Source organism: Thalassotalea profundi (assembly GCF_014653195.1).
Lineage (GTDB): Bacteria > Pseudomonadota > Gammaproteobacteria > Enterobacterales > Alteromonadaceae > Thalassotalea_B > Thalassotalea_B profundi.
The window spans coordinates 40,230-56,001 of the sequence record NZ_BNAH01000015.1; the positions used below are offsets into that span (position 1 = coordinate 40,230).

At 36.4% G+C, this 15,772-nt stretch carries 15 protein-coding genes; 8 read left to right on the plus strand and 7 right to left on the minus strand.

Annotation, left to right across the window (positions count from 1 at the left end; genetic code table 11):
- Positions 1-170: 170 nt before the first annotated feature.
- Positions 171-1,289, minus strand: coding sequence for a fatty acid desaturase (locus tag IE155_RS15975; RefSeq protein WP_189379253.1), 1,119 nt, complete (start codon positions 1,287-1,289; stop codon positions 171-173).
- Between the two features lie 201 nt (positions 1,290-1,490).
- Between IE155_RS15975 and fabR the strand changes: the two genes are divergently transcribed.
- Positions 1,491-2,117 (plus strand): HTH-type transcriptional repressor FabR, encoded by a 627-nt coding sequence (gene fabR / locus IE155_RS15980; protein ID WP_189379254.1) that lies wholly within the window; start codon positions 1,491-1,493, stop codon positions 2,115-2,117.
- 7 nt (positions 2,118-2,124) lie between these two features.
- Here fabR and trmA read toward each other — a convergent pair whose 3' ends face one another.
- From trmA to IE155_RS15995, 3 genes are all read right to left on the minus strand, one after another.
- Positions 2,125-3,231, minus strand: a complete 1,107-nt coding sequence (gene trmA / locus IE155_RS15985) for a tRNA (uridine(54)-C5)-methyltransferase TrmA (protein WP_189379255.1) — start codon at positions 3,229-3,231, stop codon at positions 2,125-2,127.
- 187 nt (positions 3,232-3,418) lie between these two features.
- On the minus strand, positions 3,419-4,348 hold the full coding sequence (locus IE155_RS15990; RefSeq protein WP_189379256.1) for an alpha/beta hydrolase: 930 nt from the start codon (positions 4,346-4,348) through the stop codon (positions 3,419-3,421).
- A 32-nt stretch (positions 4,349-4,380) separates the two neighbouring features.
- On the minus strand, positions 4,381-4,845 hold the full coding sequence (locus IE155_RS15995; protein WP_189379257.1) for a TlpA disulfide reductase family protein: 465 nt from the start codon (positions 4,843-4,845) through the stop codon (positions 4,381-4,383).
- A 303-nt stretch (positions 4,846-5,148) separates the two neighbouring features.
- Between IE155_RS15995 and IE155_RS16000 the strand changes: the two genes are divergently transcribed.
- Entirely contained in the window at positions 5,149-5,550 is a 402-nt protein-coding gene (locus tag IE155_RS16000) for a hypothetical protein (protein ID WP_229817399.1), read from the plus strand.
- 7 nt (positions 5,551-5,557) lie between these two features.
- Here IE155_RS16000 and IE155_RS16005 read toward each other — a convergent pair whose 3' ends face one another.
- Positions 5,558-5,917 (minus strand): hypothetical protein, encoded by a 360-nt coding sequence (locus IE155_RS16005; protein WP_189379259.1) that lies wholly within the window; start codon positions 5,915-5,917, stop codon positions 5,558-5,560.
- Between the two features lie 243 nt (positions 5,918-6,160).
- On the opposite strand from IE155_RS16005, the gene ompR reads away from it, so the two are divergent.
- Both ompR and envZ read left to right on the plus strand, forming a co-directional pair.
- Complete coding sequence (ompR, locus tag IE155_RS16010; RefSeq protein WP_189379260.1) at positions 6,161-6,886, plus strand: osmolarity response regulator transcription factor OmpR; 726 nt, start codon at positions 6,161-6,163, stop codon at positions 6,884-6,886.
- 6 nt (positions 6,887-6,892) lie between these two features.
- Positions 6,893-8,191, plus strand: coding sequence for a two-component system sensor histidine kinase EnvZ (gene envZ, locus IE155_RS16015; protein WP_189379261.1), 1,299 nt, complete (start codon positions 6,893-6,895; stop codon positions 8,189-8,191).
- 83 nt (positions 8,192-8,274) lie between these two features.
- On the opposite strand, the gene pckA is transcribed toward envZ, so the two are convergent.
- Positions 8,275-9,885, minus strand: a complete 1,611-nt coding sequence (pckA, locus tag IE155_RS16020; RefSeq protein ID WP_189379262.1) for a phosphoenolpyruvate carboxykinase (ATP) — start codon at positions 9,883-9,885, stop codon at positions 8,275-8,277.
- Between the two features lie 403 nt (positions 9,886-10,288).
- Positions 10,289-12,874 (minus strand): penicillin-binding protein 1A, encoded by a 2,586-nt coding sequence (locus IE155_RS16025; RefSeq protein ID WP_189379263.1) that lies wholly within the window; start codon positions 12,872-12,874, stop codon positions 10,289-10,291.
- Between the two features lie 131 nt (positions 12,875-13,005).
- Between IE155_RS16025 and IE155_RS16030 the strand changes: the two genes are divergently transcribed.
- Genes IE155_RS16030 through IE155_RS16045 form a run of 4 tightly spaced genes read left to right on the plus strand, consistent with a single transcriptional unit; the run spans position 13,006 to position 15,768 of the window.
- Positions 13,006-14,085, plus strand: a complete 1,080-nt coding sequence (locus IE155_RS16030) for a pilus assembly protein PilM (RefSeq protein ID WP_189379264.1) — start codon at positions 13,006-13,008, stop codon at positions 14,083-14,085.
- Positions 14,073-14,642 carry a PilN domain-containing protein gene (locus tag IE155_RS16035; RefSeq protein WP_189379265.1) on the plus strand — a complete coding sequence of 190 codons (570 nt, stop codon included), beginning with the start codon at positions 14,073-14,075 and terminating at the stop codon, positions 14,640-14,642. The genes IE155_RS16030 and IE155_RS16035 overlap by 13 nt, the downstream gene beginning before the upstream one ends.
- A complete protein-coding gene (locus IE155_RS16040) occupies positions 14,642-15,235 on the plus strand; it encodes a type IV pilus inner membrane component PilO (protein ID WP_189379266.1) in 594 nt (197 codons plus the stop codon). Before IE155_RS16035 ends, IE155_RS16040 begins: the two co-directional genes overlap by 1 nt.
- Positions 15,232-15,768 carry a pilus assembly protein PilP gene (locus IE155_RS16045; protein ID WP_189379267.1) on the plus strand — a complete coding sequence of 179 codons (537 nt, stop codon included), beginning with the start codon at positions 15,232-15,234 and terminating at the stop codon, positions 15,766-15,768. The genes IE155_RS16040 and IE155_RS16045 overlap by 4 nt, the downstream gene beginning before the upstream one ends.
- Positions 15,769-15,772 lie beyond the last annotated feature (4 nt).

Below are 15,772 nucleotides of genomic sequence, written 5' to 3' on the forward strand. Positions count from 1 at the left end.
AGTTGATGATATACCAAACGGATCAAGTAATTTGTTTATTAGTCTGATTGGTATGAATTATATTTAAAAATAGTAGCAGGAAATAGGGCTTAGGTAACTATTAAATTGAATTTTCTATGGTAAGGATCAAATAAACTCACCACTGGTGAGTTTATTTTCAGTATTGCTAATTAAGCGTGGTTAGATAAAAAGAATTGCCAACTTTGTTGTTGTTCTAACATACGTTGTTTTAGTTCTTTATATTGCTTCATCATCTCAGATTTTTCGATGTCAGCTACCAATTGTTGCTTTTTGGCGGCAAGCAATTGTTTTTTTACATCATAATAGTCATTCAGTTTAACAATTAAAGCGTCGTATTCATGTTGTAACTTTGCAAGTAATTGCTCTGCATCTGGGTGTGCTGCTAATTTTTGCTGTTTTCTTTTTAATACCATAGCTAAGCGCGCTTTTTCTACTTTATCTTCAGGGCTTGTTTTCAATTGATAGGTTAACCCCAAGAAATGGCATCCTTTAATTAGCCATTTTGTTGGGTCAAATTGCCACCAACGAATACCGTTACGGTAGTCATTTTCAAATATATGATGGTAATTATGGTACCCCTCACCAAAGGTGAAAAAAGCCAAAAATCCATTATCACGAGCGGTATTTTTTTCAGTATAGGTTTGTTTACCCCATATATGGGCTAATGAATTAATGAAAAAAGTGGTGTGATGGCTTAATACTAAACGAAGGAATCCTACCAATAATAAGCTACTAATAACATCACCATGCCACAGACCAAAGGCAAGTGGGATACCAAAGTTTGTCGCAATCGTTAATAGCAGGTAGTACCTATGTTGCCACATTACAATCTTATCTTTTTGTAAATCTCGAACATTTTTATAATCATTATAACGATGAGCCTGATATTCACGTAGCATCCATCCTATATGAGAATACCAGAAACCACGTTTGGCCGAATATGGATCAACATCATTGTTGTCTACATGCTTGTGATGAATGCGATGATCTGAAGACCAATGCAAAATACTATTTTGTAATGCAAAAGCACCACCAATAGCAAAAATTAATCGAAGAGACCAATGTGCTTGATACGTTTTATGTGACCATAAACGATGATAGCCTGCGGTGATTGACATTCCACAATAGATAAAGCAAATAATAGCCATGGTAATTTCAGCACCATCAAAACCATGAGTTATTGCGCGATAGGGAACCGCAATTGCGGCGAATAGGAAGGTAATAACAAATACTGATACGTTTAACCAAATAATTTTAGGTTTATTCATTCATCGTTCCAACATTTATCCGAAAAAACGGATTGGTTTTTCAGTGTACACATGTACGCCATTTTAGTCTGGTATCTTTTTCAGTCAAGAGATTTTTTATTAAAAATATATGAATGCTAAAGCAACTGAGAAGTTGTTAATCTGGCAAAAAACAGTAAATTTAGTATGATACACATCTAACGTTATTAGGATTGGCTAGCGATGACAGGAATTAGGGCTCAACAGAAAGAAAAAACTCGCAGACAATTAATTGATGCGGCACTCGGACAGCTAAGCAGTGAACGTAGTTTTTCAAGTTTAAGTTTACGTGAAGTGGCGAAAGAAGCGGGGCTTGCTCCAACCTCATTTTATCGACATTTTACAGATATGGACGAATTAGGCTTAACTTTGGTTGATGAGGCTGGATTAACTTTACGGCAGTTAATGCGTCAAGCGCGTCAACGCATTGAAAAAGGTGGCTCAGTTATCCGTATTTCTGTAGTTACATTTATGGAGTTTATTGAAAATAATGGGAATATATTTCGCTTATTGCTGCGTGAACGTTCTGGTACATCGGCCGCATTTCGTGCAGCGGTTAATCGGGAAATTAGTTATTTTACGTTAGAGTTATGTGATTATTTGCAGCAAGCGAATCAAATGGATGCTGAAGTCGCTTATATGCAGGCCAATGCTGCTGTGACTATTGTGTTTAGTGCAGGCTCAGATGCGTTAGATGGTGACAAGAAAGATAGAGAGCAATTAGCATTAAGAACGATTCAGCAGCTACGTTTTATTGCACGTGGAGCTGCTGAATTTAATCATCGATTAAACATAGTAAAAAATGTTTAAGATCAAGCTAAAATTTATTGTCCTTTTTTGATAAAATCACTCCAGTTTCTACATGATGGGTATAAGGAAACTGGTCGAATAACGCAAACTTTTTAATTTGATGTGTTTTGGTTAATTGAACCAAGTTATCTTTTAATGTCTCAGGGTTACATGAGATATAAATAATATCTTTAAAGCGACTAACCAGCTCAACACTATCAGGATCTAACCCTGCGCGGGGAGGATCAACTAAAACGGTATCATAATGATATGTGGTTAGATCGAAGTCTGCTAATCGACGAAATTTGCGCTCACCATTCATTGCTTGACTAAACTCTTCACTCGACATTCTTACAATGTCAATATTACTGATTTTGTTCATTGCAATATTAACTTGTGCAGATTTCACTGATGATTTAGAAATTTCAGTGCCTAATACCCGGTCAAAATTTTGGGCCAAGGCGATACTAAAATTCCCATTACCACAGTAAAGCTCTATTAAGTCTCCGCCTCGGCCAGTGGTCGCTTCTTGTGCCCACAAAAGCATATGTTCATTGACAACAGCATTAGGCTGAGTAAAACTATTTTCAACTTGCTGGTATTTAAAATGTCGTTGGCCCACAGTAAGATTTTCAATAACATAATCTTTCTCTAAGATGATTTTTTGTTTTTTAGCACGCCCAATAATATCCAATGGCGCTATTTTAGCTAGTATCGACTTTAATTTAAGTGCGTCTTCTTGCCATTCATCTGTTAATGGTTTGTGGTAAAGCAAGCTAATTAATGCTTCACCACTAAGCGTTGATAAAAAATCGACTTGAAAAAGGCGCTCTCTAAGTAAAGGTTTATTTTTTATTTCAATAAGCAGAGCCTTCATTAATTTATTGATCAATACACTGGCAACAGGAAAGTCGTCAACACGATATTTCTGCTTCGTTGTGCTATCAAACATAATGTAGAATAAGTCGTCACCTTCATGCCAAACTCTAAATTCTGCACGTTGACGATAATTGAGAGTAGCCGATGGAAAAATATCAAACTTAGGACCGTTAAATTGCGAGAATAACAACTGCATATTTTGCTCTTTATCTTGCAATTGTTGATCGTAAAATTTCGGGTTGATATGGCTAAACATTAAAATACCTTATATATAAAATTAAGAGCGCAGATTCTAACGTGGTATACAGTTTTGTCTAGCCATAATACTACTAATGGCGATAATAAAAGAGATAGTACAGCGTTTAATTACACTTTAAAGTAGAGTAATTATTGATAAAAAACCAGTGTTTGAAGTATTTGAAGGGTATAAAAGTTAGGGGACTTTATTCCTTGTTAAAAGCGCAATGTAAGTCCATTTGTTTTAACACTTGAGTAAATAGCCAGGTGTTTTCGTTGGCCAGATCTAGTATGACATCAAAATGATTGCGTTCAGCAATTTCATGAAAACAAACTTGGTAACCTAAAAGAGATAATTTTTCTTTGAGCTCTTGGCTTTGTCGCTTGAATTCTGTCGTTTCATTTTGACCATAGCTGATTATGATATTACATGGCATCTGCTCGGCGCCTTTCATTGGTAATAATAACGGGCTATTAGTTAAAATTTCATCTTCAGTAAGCTGCAATGGTTCATTTATATAGGTTTGTGCAATTGGAGTTAGGTCATAAATACCACTGACGGCACAAATACCTTTAATTGGGGTTACCAGATTATTGAGCTGGTCACAGCTGATGTATTCGCTCCAATTGGTATAGAGCATCATTATCGCTAAATGCGCGCCGGCAGAACTTCCACAGAGGTATATTTCATTTTTGTCATAACCGTATTCTTGCGCGTGTTGGTATAACCAAACTATGGCAAGTCTGTTTTGCTCAACTATTTCAGTTAAGCTTGCGTGAGGTGCTAAACTATAATCAATTACAGCAAAGTAACAATGATGTTTTTGAAAATTAGTGGCCGCAAAACTAGACTCTTCTTTGCTGAGTTCCTGCCAATAGCCGCCATGAATATAAACCTGTAATTTTTGTTTTTGATGACCAGGTCTTTTGAAGTTATAAGGTAAGTATAAATCTAAAGTAGTATCGATACTTGAGCTGTAAGCTAAGTCAGTATGTACTAACTTATCTTTTAATGCCTTCTCTTTAGCAAGTTTACTTTTTTGGATATATGTATTGATATAAATTTTAATATCTTTTACACAAGAGCTAGGTGAGTATTGATGGGCTAACTGTTCTTTAGAAAAGTGTTTATACATAGTTAATCAATCTAAAAGTTATCACTATATTTTTATTTGTGTATTAGCTTTTCAATCTCAGTTTGATAAGCGACTTTCTTCTCATCGTTAAAGCCTACGTGAGAACTGACGATTTTTCCTGTTCGGTCAATAATATAACTACTTGGCATTCCGCGAAGCTTAAATGCTTTGGCAACCTTGCCTTTTAGATCATAAAATACGGGAAAGTTAGCGGGGGTTTTTTCTAAAAACGCCGTTGCAAAAGATTTGTCAGCATCAAGATTCACACTAAATACAGCAAAGTCTTCGTTGCTATACTTTTGCTGTATTTCATTCATCCAAGGAAAAGAACGTAAACAAGGTATACACCAAGATGCCCAAAAATCTAGATAGACTACTTTGCCCTTATATTCTGCAAGTTGCTGCTCAAATTCAGTTAACGTATCTGCCTTTGCTATTGATAAAAATAGGCTGATATTAAGTAATATTATTAAAAGTATTTTATAAAAATAGTGCATTGTTATTTGCTAATACCTGTTATCGATTTAACTATCATGTCATATTCATTAGTGTTGATAAATGTATTCGCAATAATATTATGTCAACTCTGCTTTTGTGGCTTTAAATGAGGATTATATTTAATCAAATAGGGATTACAAACGATAGAGATTACTGGGTATAATTATAGAGTGTAATTTAAGGGATACATAAGAATCATGAGCTTACTTAACCAAAATAATGTTAAAACGAGGTCTTTACTTAACAAAGGATTGATAATAAGTGCAAGTATTTGCTTTTTTAGTGCGCACGCTCAAGAAATAATGGATCTACAACATAAACGTTGGTTACAAGAAAAATTTGCAGAGCAACACCAAAGACTTATTCCAGTGGTTGCGGTAGCTGACATGTTTTATGCCTGTAACAAAGAACGTAAAACTGATCCTATAGGTTATCAAGTTAAAGAACTGATTAATAAAATGGATCGCGATTTATTAGCCGAGAAATTATCGCTATGTTTAGATGGCGAAACTGCTAAGTCTGAAATAGCCTTGGACTTTGGTTTAACAGGGTGTTTTTATGAGCAACTACAAAGCTTACCTAACGTTGAACGTCAGCAAAAAATGATCTTAGTAGCGCGCGCTATTATTTCCTTAACCTATCAAGAAAAACAAAAGAGCTTCACTCAATGTGTCACTGATCAGGCAATCGGTTACTTGAAATAGTCCTTAATTATTTAGGCTTATCGTCTTCACGGAAAGAGCTAGGTAAAATATCAACGCCGACCAACTTTCCTAGTTTGATGACAATGGGTAGTGTAATAGGTGCAAAAGGTAAAATGGCGACTACGCCTATCCCCAACCCTTTTAAAACGTCGAAAAACTGTTTATTTGCGAGTTTCATTTCTTCAGGTGTAGCTTGTCTCATAGTATAACGTTTATAGATGGCGAGCATTTCTTTGGTTTCTGCTTTTTCTTGAGATAGCGCAATTTTCACTCGTATTAATTGACGCTTTACATTAGTAATTAGGCGTCTACGACTGATAAAAATTACTCTTCGGGGAGCTTTAAAAAAATAAATCCACACTTTCATCAGCGCATTTTGACATATTGTTAGCAAGGGCGTTAATGAAATTTAGCAAATTTCAGATGAGTAGATGGAGGCTGTTGATATTTTTAATAAAAACCACATATAGAAAGAGTAAGTCAGTAGTCTAGAATCAATATAAGATTCATAATTTGTAACAAAAGGCAAGCGAATGATACAGACAAACTTTTTTAATATCTGTCACTATCGCTTATAGTAGAAACACTTTAAAAAATAAAATGGTGCATTATGGGTCAAGAAACACCTAAAATTTTAGTCGTAGATGACGATATGCGTTTAAGAGCATTGCTAGAGCGTTATTTAGTGGAGCAGGGCTTTGTAGTGAGAAGTGCAGCCAATGCCGAACAAATGGATAGATTGCTTGAGCGTGAAAATTTTCACTTATTGGTGCTTGATTTAATGTTGCCAGGGGAAGATGGTTTGTCTATTTGTCGCCGTCTACGCCAAAATTCCAATGAAATCCCAATCGTGATGTTAACGGCTAAAGGTGATGAAGTTGATCGGATTATTGGTTTAGAATTAGGCGCTGATGATTATATGCCTAAACCTTTTAATCCTCGAGAGTTACTTGCTCGAGTTAAAGCCGTACTTCGACGCCGCGTACAAGAAGCGCCGGGGGCACCTTCTTTAGAAGAAAATATTATTACGTTTGGTGATTACGAACTCAACTTAGCGACGCGTGAAATGTGTAAAGGCGATATAAATATGCCTTTAACGAGTGGTGAATTCGCTGTATTAAAAGCATTAGTTTTACATCCTCGTGAACCCCTATCTAGAGATAAGCTAATGAACCTAGCACGCGGCCGAGATTATTCAGCTTTAGAACGAAGTATTGACGTACAAGTGTCACGTTTACGACGGATGCTTGAAGAAGATCCTACAAAACCGCGATATATTCAAACAGTTTGGGGCTTAGGTTATGTATTTGTTCCTGAAGGAAAAGCAGTTGCTTAGAAGTAAATGAAATTATTGCCACGTAGCGCTTTTGGGCAAACCATATTATTAATAAGTGTTTTATTATTTATTAATCAATTAGTGTCTTTAGTTGCATTTGCCGTATACAGCTTTCAACCAAGCTCACAATTAATTAATGAACTTTTGGCTAAGCAGGTACGTGTAGTTTTTATCGATGTAAAAGATCCGGTATTAAGTCCAGCAATGGCTGTTGCATTTCAGCGTGAAACAGGCATAGGTGTTTATACTGAGAGTAGAGCATTACAATTAGGCTTAGAAAACGCTAATTACTATCAAAATCGTTCGCTGGAAATGTCGCGGCTTTTAGGCGGAGAAGCTGAAGTTCGCATTTCACAAGGGAATGAATATCTTTTTTGGATCCGCCCGCCACAGGCACCACAGTATTGGGTGAAAATTCCTTTAACCAGCTTAGAAGAAGCAAGTTATGCGCCTTTACTAATAGTATTAGCGGTACTTGGTTCGTTAAGTGTTATTGGTGGTTGGTTGTTTGTTAGACAGCTAAATAGCCCCTTAAAAGCACTGCAAAAAGCTGCTCATTCTGTAGGAACTGGTGACTTTCCTGAACCCTTGACTGAACGAGGTACAACCGAAATAGTGGCTGTGACTCAAGCGTTTAATCATATGGCAAAAGGCATTAAACAATTAGAAGATGATCGGAACCTGCTGATGGCGGGTATCTCTCATGACCTTCGTACTCCGTTAACGCGCATTCGTTTAGCTACGGAAATGATGTCTAAAGATGATGAATTTCTCAAAGAAGGTATTGAAAGCGATATTGATGATATGAATACTATTATCGATCAATTCATAGATTATATTCGCAATGACAGTAAAGATAAGACTGAGTTGTCTGATTTAAATGCCCTTGTAGAAGATGTCGTGCAAACTGAGTCGTTACCAAACAGAACAATTCGTTTTAATGGCGGTGACTTACCTTTAGTTCCTTTGCGAAATGTTGCTATCAAACGAGTTCTTGCTAATTTAATTCAAAACTCTCAACGTTATAGTTGTGGTGATGTTGAAATTTCAACAGGTTTAGAGCCTAACAGTTCATTCTTTTTTATAACGGTATCAGATAATGGTCCCGGTATTGACGAAGCTGAAGTTGAGCGATTGTTCCAGCCTTTTGTTCAAGGCGATAAAGCTCGAGGAGCAGAGGGCAGTGGTCTAGGGCTTGCAATTATTAAACGGATAGTTGATACCCATGGCGGCCGAGTGTTGCTTAAAAACCGTGAAGAAGGTGGCTTAACAGCTAAAGTATTACTCCCTTTAGCCTGTCATTAAATTGAGACAATAAAAAAAGCCGCTGATGCGGCTTTTTTTATTGTGAAGCGTGACCCGTCCTAAATAAGGTTGATCACTGAAATTTATAAGGCTGGTCCAGCATTTACTAAGTTTTTACCATTCTCATTATCAGTGAACTTTTCAAAATTGCTTACAAAACGGTTAGCTAAATCGAAGGCTTTACTTTCCCAATCACTTGCTTGACTGTAAGTATTACGAGGGTCAAGAATATTACCTTCTACCCCTGCAATGCTGGTAGGAATTTCAAGATTAAACATTGGTAGTATTTCTGTTTCAGCTTGGTCAATTGAGCCATCTAAAATTGAATCAATAATAGCACGCGTTGCTTTAATTGAAATACGCTTACCTGTACCATTCCAACCGGTATTAACCAGATAAGCTTCTGCTCCAACAGCTTGCATTCGCTTACGTAGTACTTCTGCATACTGTGTTGGATGCAAGCTTAAAAAAGCCGCGCCAAAACAACTTGAAAATGTTGGTGTAGGCTCTGTTATCCCACGTTCTGTTCCCGCTAATTTGGCTGTAAAGCCAGATAAAAAGTAGTACTCAGTTTGCGCTGGAGTTAATTTAGCAACAGGTGGTAAAACACCAAAAGCGTCAGCTGTTAGAAAAATAACTTTTTTCGCATGACCTGCACGTGAAACTGGTTTTACAATATTATCAATATGATTAATTGGATACGAAACTCGTGTATTTTCTGTTTTAGAATTATCGTCAAAGTCGATAGTTCCATCGGCAGCAACTGTTACGTTTTCAAGTAATGCGTCACGGCGAATTGCGTTATATATATCGGGTTCATTTTCTTTACTAAGATTAATTGTTTTAGCGTAACAGCCACCTTCAAAGTTAAAAACACCATTGTCGTCCCAACCATGTTCGTCATCCCCAATTAATTCACGTTTAGGATCGGTTGAGAGGGTCGTTTTACCTGTTCCAGATAAACCAAAAAATATTGCGACATCACCTGCTTTGCCAACATTTGCACTACAGTGCATTGAGGCTATACCTTTTAGGGGTAAAAAGTAGTTCATCATTGAGAACATACCTTTTTTCATTTCGCCGCCGTACCATGTTCCACCAATTAACTGCATTTTTTCGGTTAAGTTAAAGGCAACAAAATTCTCTGAATTCAAACCTTGTGCTTTCCAGTCAGGATTGGTTGTTTTTGCACCATTCATAACAATAAAATCAGGTTCGTAGTTAACAAGTTCTTCATCACTTGGACGAATAAACATGTTTTTTACAAAATGTGCCTGCCATGCAACTTCAGTGATAAAACGTACTTTTAAACGGGTATCATCATTAGCACCACAGAATGTATCAACAACAAATAAACGTTTGCCTGAAAGTTGAGTTGTTACTTGCTCTTTCAGTTTTGTCCAAGTCTCTTGTGACATTGGCTTATTGTCATTTTTTCCTTGATCAGACCACCAAACAGTATCTTTAGTGACATCATCACGGACAATGTATTTATCTTTAGGAGAGCGGCCTGTAAAAATTCCTGTATCAACGGATACTGCGCCAAGCTCAGTGACCACACCTTTATCATAACCTTCGAGATCAGGCTTTGTTTCTTCAGCAAAAAGCAGTTCATACGACGGGTTGTAAATAATTTCGTCAGCGTTTGTGATGCCGTATTTCGATAAATCAATTGAGGTTTGCAAAACGGTCATAGCAATTAAGCTCCTAAGTATGACAATTAAAGGTGTAAGTTTCGTTGTTGTTGAGGTCGCAATTCTAGGCGATCAGGAGACAAAACGAAAGAAAAATTTCTTTCGTTTTGAAAGTTTTCACTATAACTTTCATTTATAATGGTGTGCGTTTTGATATATCTAAAGATGAATAGCTTTTAATTATTACAATAAAATATAGTAAAGTACTGATTTTAATGAGTATGTATTTTTGTGAGGGGTTTAACGTAAGATTTAACGAAATAAGTAAATCAATATGAAATATGTGCTTATCAAATGTTTCAAACGAAAGTTTTACAAGCTAAATTGATTTTAGCTTGTAATTATTTTTAGCTATGATCAAAAATAAGTAAAATAGAGTGTTTAATTGTATCACTTTCGTTAATTAGAAAATGTCTTTTACCGTATCACTTTTATCTTGATTGAATATTTCATTACTAATATCTCTACTGACATATTCTGTAGGTTCAGTGCCAAGAGTGAAATATTCAAATAAGCTAGTATTGTCTGTTCTATTAGTAAGCTTACCTGTTTTCTTGTCTATTCTAATCGACACAATATTTTGAGGTTGCTCAAAGGGCTTTATAGGCTGGTCTTTTAACGCGACTTCCATGAAATCAATCCAAGCTGGTTGTGCTGATTTTGCCCCAAACTCTTTTCCTGTAATTTGCTCTTTTCCTAAATTACTATTTGAAGTTGTTTGCCCTAAATTACGACTGTGATCGTCAAAACCAATCCAAGATGTTGTGACTATATGGCGACTAAAGCCTGAAAACCAAGCGTCTTTAGCTTCATTTGTTGTTCCAGTTTTTCCTGCAATATCTCGACGATTTAAGGTTCTAGCTCTAAAACCTGTACCATTCCAACCGGGAGTTATTGACCAGTCAGCACCCCAAATAGCTTCATTTAATGCTTCTGTCATTAAAAAAGCATTTTGTGCACTAATCACTCTTTTGGCTTTTTTAATAGTAGGAGCTTTAGCAATAGTGTCCGTATCTACTGCCTGTATAGCAATATTTCCGTGATTACTCTGCGGAGTATTTTGGTAAAAAGGCAGATTAATATCGGCTGACGAATTTTCCATATTATTAATTTGATCGCAATCTTCGCAAGCAATTTCAGGGTTAGCTTGAAAAATAATGTTCCCGAAAGAATCTTCAATGCGTTCTATTAAATAAGGCTTAATTAAAAAACCACCATTAGCAAACGTGGCAAATCCAGTAACTACTTCAAGTGGAGAAAATGAGGCTGAACCTAAAGCAAGAGATTCATTTCGAGGCAAATCATCGAGAGAAAAGCCAAATGATGCCATATGTGGAATCACATTATTGATGCCAACATCTCTAAATAGTCTTACCGCAACAACGTTTTTTGATTGTGCTAATGCACGTTTAACACGGATTTCTCCATTGTACTGTTCCGGTGAATTTTTAGGTCGCCATACAGTACCTGAAGATTGGTCCCATTGATTAATAGGAGTATCGTTAACTAAAGTTGCTAAAGTAAAGCCGTGTTCTAACGCAGCAGAATATAAAAAAGGTTTTATGTTCGAGCCTACTTGGCGTTTAGCTTGGGTTACTCTATTAAACTGACTTTGATAAAAACTAAAACCGCCGACTAGAGCTAAAATAGCGCCATTATCAGGAGATATGGACACTAATGCTGAACTTACATCAGGTAATTGACTTAATTTATAACCGTTTTTTGTATTTTCAACATAAATAACATCTGCGTAATTTAATATTTCAGCTGGTGTTTTAGGCGCTGCACCTTGTCGTTCATCATTAATATACTCTCTAGCCCACGACATATTGTCCCACTCTATCATGGCAACTTCATGATCTTTCAACGTTATTTCTATCGTATTTTCTAACACTTGCGTAACTACAGCAGCCTCTAGGTTCTCGTATAACAATACATGTGAAAGTGCTTGGCTAATTTCAGCTGGCGTTAATGGGTCAACATTTGAGTTTTCGTCTTGGGAGTTACCCGCTAACGAACGTAAGTTTTTAATTGCACCTCGGTAACCGTGTCGTTGGTCATAAGAAAAAATATTTTTCATAACAGAATTTCGAGCAGCAACTTGCAACTTAGATGGCGTTGTTGTGTAAACTTTATAGCCACCCGTGTAGGCTTGTTCTTTACCATAGCGCTCGATCATTTCTTGATGTGCCATTTCAGCAACATAAGGCGCGTTAAGTTCTATTTCGGCACCGTGTTTTTTTGCAGTGATTGGCGCATTATTCGCTTCTTGATATTGGGAAGTAGTAATATATCCACTATCAAGCATTCGCTTTAAAACGACAGCTCTTCTTTGTAATGCTCGCGTTGGTGAACGTAATGGATTTAATGTTGATGGTGCTTTGGGTAATCCTGCTAATACTGCTATTTGTGCTAAAGTAAGGTCTTTAACCTCTTTATTATAATAAACTTGCGCGGCCGCCCCAAAACCAAAAGAGCGGTGCCCTAGCTCTATTTTATTCATATAAAGTTCAAGAATTTCATCTTTAGTGAGCAAGCTTTCAATATGAAATGCGGTAAAAATTTCACGTAACTTACGAATGTAGGTTTGTTCCCGGGTTAAAAAGAAGTTTCGAGCAACTTGCATCGTAATTGTACTTGCCCCGCCTTTATTTTGTCCGATAATTTGCCCAAGCACTGCACGGCCCATACCTATAGGGTCAACACCAAAATGTAGATAAAAACGATCATCTTCAGTAGCAAGAATAGCGTCTATCAGTTGCTGAGGCATTTCATTGAGTTTAAGTGGAATACGTTTTTTTTCACCAAACTGATTCATTAACTTGCCGTCGCTACTATATATTTGCATCGGTGTTTGCCATTGAATAGTTTTTAAGGAAGCAACGCTAGGTAGTTGATCCTTTACTAAAATGTATGCTATTAACAATGTTAAACCCCCTAAAAGGGTCATAATAAGGGCGAATTTTGCAAGGCGTTTCAGTGAAAACAAAATAAAATGCTCAATAAAATTTATAAAAATTACTCAATAGTACTAGTATATCGTGTAAAAGCATGTAATAAATGTATTTATAGATAAAAAAAGCTTAATATTATTATAACAAAATGATCTAGTGGGAAGTTATGCTAAGCAATCTGTTAAAAAAGAAAGCTTCTTTAATGGTGGGGATTGATATTGGTTCTCATTCAGCTAAAGCGGTTTTATTAAATCAAGGGAGTGACGGCTTTGTACTTGAAGCCATAGCTACAGAACCCATGCCTAGGGGAGCAATTATAGACCGTGAAATACAAGATATAGAAGCGGTAGGTAATGTCATTGCTAAAATAAGAAAAAAAATATCCTCTTCAATTTCACTAGCTGCCGCTGCCGTTTCTGGGCAAACCGTTATAACCAAAATTATTTATATGGATGTATCACTTAGTGAGCAAGAATTAGCTAGCCAAATAGAAATTGAGGCCGATAGTTTAATTCCATACCCTTTAGATGAAGTAAGTCTTGATTTTGAATCCTTAGATGTTAACGAATCTGATCCTTCTAAAATGAATGTTTTATTAAGTGCTGCTCGAACTGAATCTGTTGAAGCAAGAGTATCTGCACTTGAGATGGGAGGGTTTGACACTAAAGTTATTGATGTTGAGTCTTACGCAGTAAGCCGTGCTTATGATTTGAATTTACCTTTACTTCCTGATGATGCCACTAATAAAATTGTTGCGATTGTTGATATTGGTGCGACGATGACCTTGTTTTCAGTAACAGACTCAGGAAAGCATATTTATAGTCGAGACCAGATTTTTGGTGGTGAACAATATACTCGCTCTATTGTGTCTTATTACAATAAGCCCTTTGAAGAAGCGGAAATGGCAAAAGTAAATAATGATTTACCGCCAAATTATACTTTTGAAGTATTAGCACCCTTTCACACCATACTAGTTCAGCAAATTAGGCGTGCTATACAAATGTTTTTAACATCAAGCGGTAAAAGTAAAGTGGATTATATCCTACTTTCTGGGGGCACTGCACAAGTTGAAGGTGTTCAGCAGTTGTTAACAGATGAATTAGGTATACATACCGTTATTGCCAACCCGTTTAATGATATAGTAATTTCTGACAAAGTAGATAAATCAGAATTAGATAAAACAGCATCTCAATATATGGTTGCTGCAGGACTTGCATTAAGGAGTTTTTCGCCATGGCACATATAAACCTCCTTCCTTGGCGGGAAGCCGCAGAGAAAGCTAAACAACGTGACTTTTTTACACAATTAACAGCGGTTGCTTTAGTTGCTTTTGCTTTAGTTTTTATTGTGAGTCAATTCTATCAAACAAGAATTGATGGACAATTGACACGTAATCAATATTTACAAAGTGAAATTGCCATTCTTGATGGGCGTATAGCGCATATTAAGACTCTGAATGAAAAAAAATCTGAATTACAAAAACGTATTAATGTCGTTGAGCAATTACAACGAAGCCGAAATGTTGGTACGCAGGTGTTAGATGAAATTGCTAAAATTATCCCTACAGGTATCTATCTCACCGAAATGAATAAACAAGGGAATACCCTTGAATTAATCGGTAAAAGTGAATCGAATAACCATTTAGCCAATATGATTCGAGCAATTGAACGATCAGATTTATTTACTGATGCCGAGCTTGAATCCATTACCTCTGATGATGCAGAAAGTAAGTTGTTAAGCGACTTCAAAATGCGTGTACGCATTAAAGGTATAGTCAATACTTCAGCACAAGGAGGTAGCTAGTGAATTTAGATTTATCACAATTTGAAGGACTAGAATTAGATAACTTAGCTGAATGGCCTCCCCTGGCAAAAGGTGTGTTTATTGTTTTTATTGCTATTGTAGTGATGGGGTTAGGTTTTGTGTTATTAATTCAAGATAAGCTGACCACTTTAGACCGTGTTATTGCCGAAGAAAGTACGCTAAAACAGCAATACCAAACTAAATATCATGTTGCGGCCAATTTAGAATTATTTCAACAGCAAATGGAAGATGCTGAAGCTTTGTTTGCTAATCAGTTAAAAAGCTTACCTGAAAGCCATGAAACTCCAGGCTTATTAGATGATATAACTTTTGTTGGCACTACTAGCGGTTTAAATTTTGCTACATTAAATTGGCAACCCGAAATAAAGCAGGAAATTTATACTGAACTACCTATTGATATTAAAGTGATAGGTACATATCACGAGTTTGGTAATTTTGTGAGTAAAATAGCAGGTCTTCCTCGAATTGTAACACTGCACAATTTTGATATTAAATGGCTTCAAAATAGCAATGAATTAATTTTGCAACTACAGGCAAAAACATATAAATATCGGGAGGCGACAACAGAATGAAAAAATTAATCACTTTATTCTTTCTCATTTCGCTTACTGGATGTTTTGATGACACTAGCGATTTGAAAGCTCATATAGCGACAGTGCAAGCGAATACCACATCGAAAATAGATCCAATGCCAGAAGTGCCGGTTTTTGATCATGTTGAGTATTCGGCTCAAAATTTACGAAGCCCTTTTGATCTTCCTCGTCCCGAGGCAATTCAAGAGAAAATTCAGCAAATGTCTGGTTGTTTAAGCCCAGATCCTCGTCGACGTAAACAGCCACTCGAAAAATTTTCATTAAGTGATTTATCGATGCGTGGTACTTTAGGGGAATTAGAAATTACGTGGGCACTCGTTGAGGCATCTGATGCAACTTTACATCGGGTTGCTGTTGGGCATTTTCTAGGTTTATTTAATGGACGTATTACTGAAGTGAATCCGAATAATATTAAAGTAATTGAATTAATTCCTGATGGCGCTGGCTGTTGGGTAGAAAGAGAAACTGTCGTAACTATGGTTAAACCGGACGCAGAGGGGCAAAGGAAGTAATGTT

Excerpts from the sequence above, each read along its gene's own strand:
- IE155_RS15975 (WP_189379253.1), bottom strand. The coding sequence starts at position 1,289 with ATGAATAAACCTAAAATTATTTGGTTAAACGTATCAGTATTTGTTATT.
- fabR (WP_189379254.1), top strand. The coding sequence starts at position 1,491 with ATGACAGGAATTAGGGCTCAACAGAAAGAAAAAACTCGCAGACAATTA.
- trmA (WP_189379255.1), bottom strand. The coding sequence starts at position 3,231 with ATGTTTAGCCATATCAACCCGAAATTTTACGATCAACAATTGCAAGAT.
- IE155_RS15990 (WP_189379256.1), bottom strand. The coding sequence starts at position 4,348 with ATGTATAAACACTTTTCTAAAGAACAGTTAGCCCATCAATACTCACCT.
- IE155_RS15995 (WP_189379257.1), bottom strand. The coding sequence starts at position 4,845 with ATGCACTATTTTTATAAAATACTTTTAATAATATTACTTAATATCAGC.
- IE155_RS16000 (WP_229817399.1), top strand. The coding sequence starts at position 5,149 with ATGGATCTACAACATAAACGTTGGTTACAAGAAAAATTTGCAGAGCAA.
- IE155_RS16005 (WP_189379259.1), bottom strand. The coding sequence starts at position 5,917 with ATGAAAGTGTGGATTTATTTTTTTAAAGCTCCCCGAAGAGTAATTTTT.
- ompR (WP_189379260.1), top strand. The coding sequence starts at position 6,161 with ATGGGTCAAGAAACACCTAAAATTTTAGTCGTAGATGACGATATGCGT.
- envZ (WP_189379261.1), top strand. The coding sequence starts at position 6,893 with ATGAAATTATTGCCACGTAGCGCTTTTGGGCAAACCATATTATTAATA.
- pckA (WP_189379262.1), bottom strand. The coding sequence starts at position 9,885 with ATGACCGTTTTGCAAACCTCAATTGATTTATCGAAATACGGCATCACA.
- IE155_RS16030 (WP_189379264.1), top strand. The coding sequence starts at position 13,006 with ATGCTAAGCAATCTGTTAAAAAAGAAAGCTTCTTTAATGGTGGGGATT.
- IE155_RS16035 (WP_189379265.1), top strand. The coding sequence starts at position 14,073 with ATGGCACATATAAACCTCCTTCCTTGGCGGGAAGCCGCAGAGAAAGCT.
- IE155_RS16045 (WP_189379267.1), top strand. The coding sequence starts at position 15,232 with ATGAAAAAATTAATCACTTTATTCTTTCTCATTTCGCTTACTGGATGT.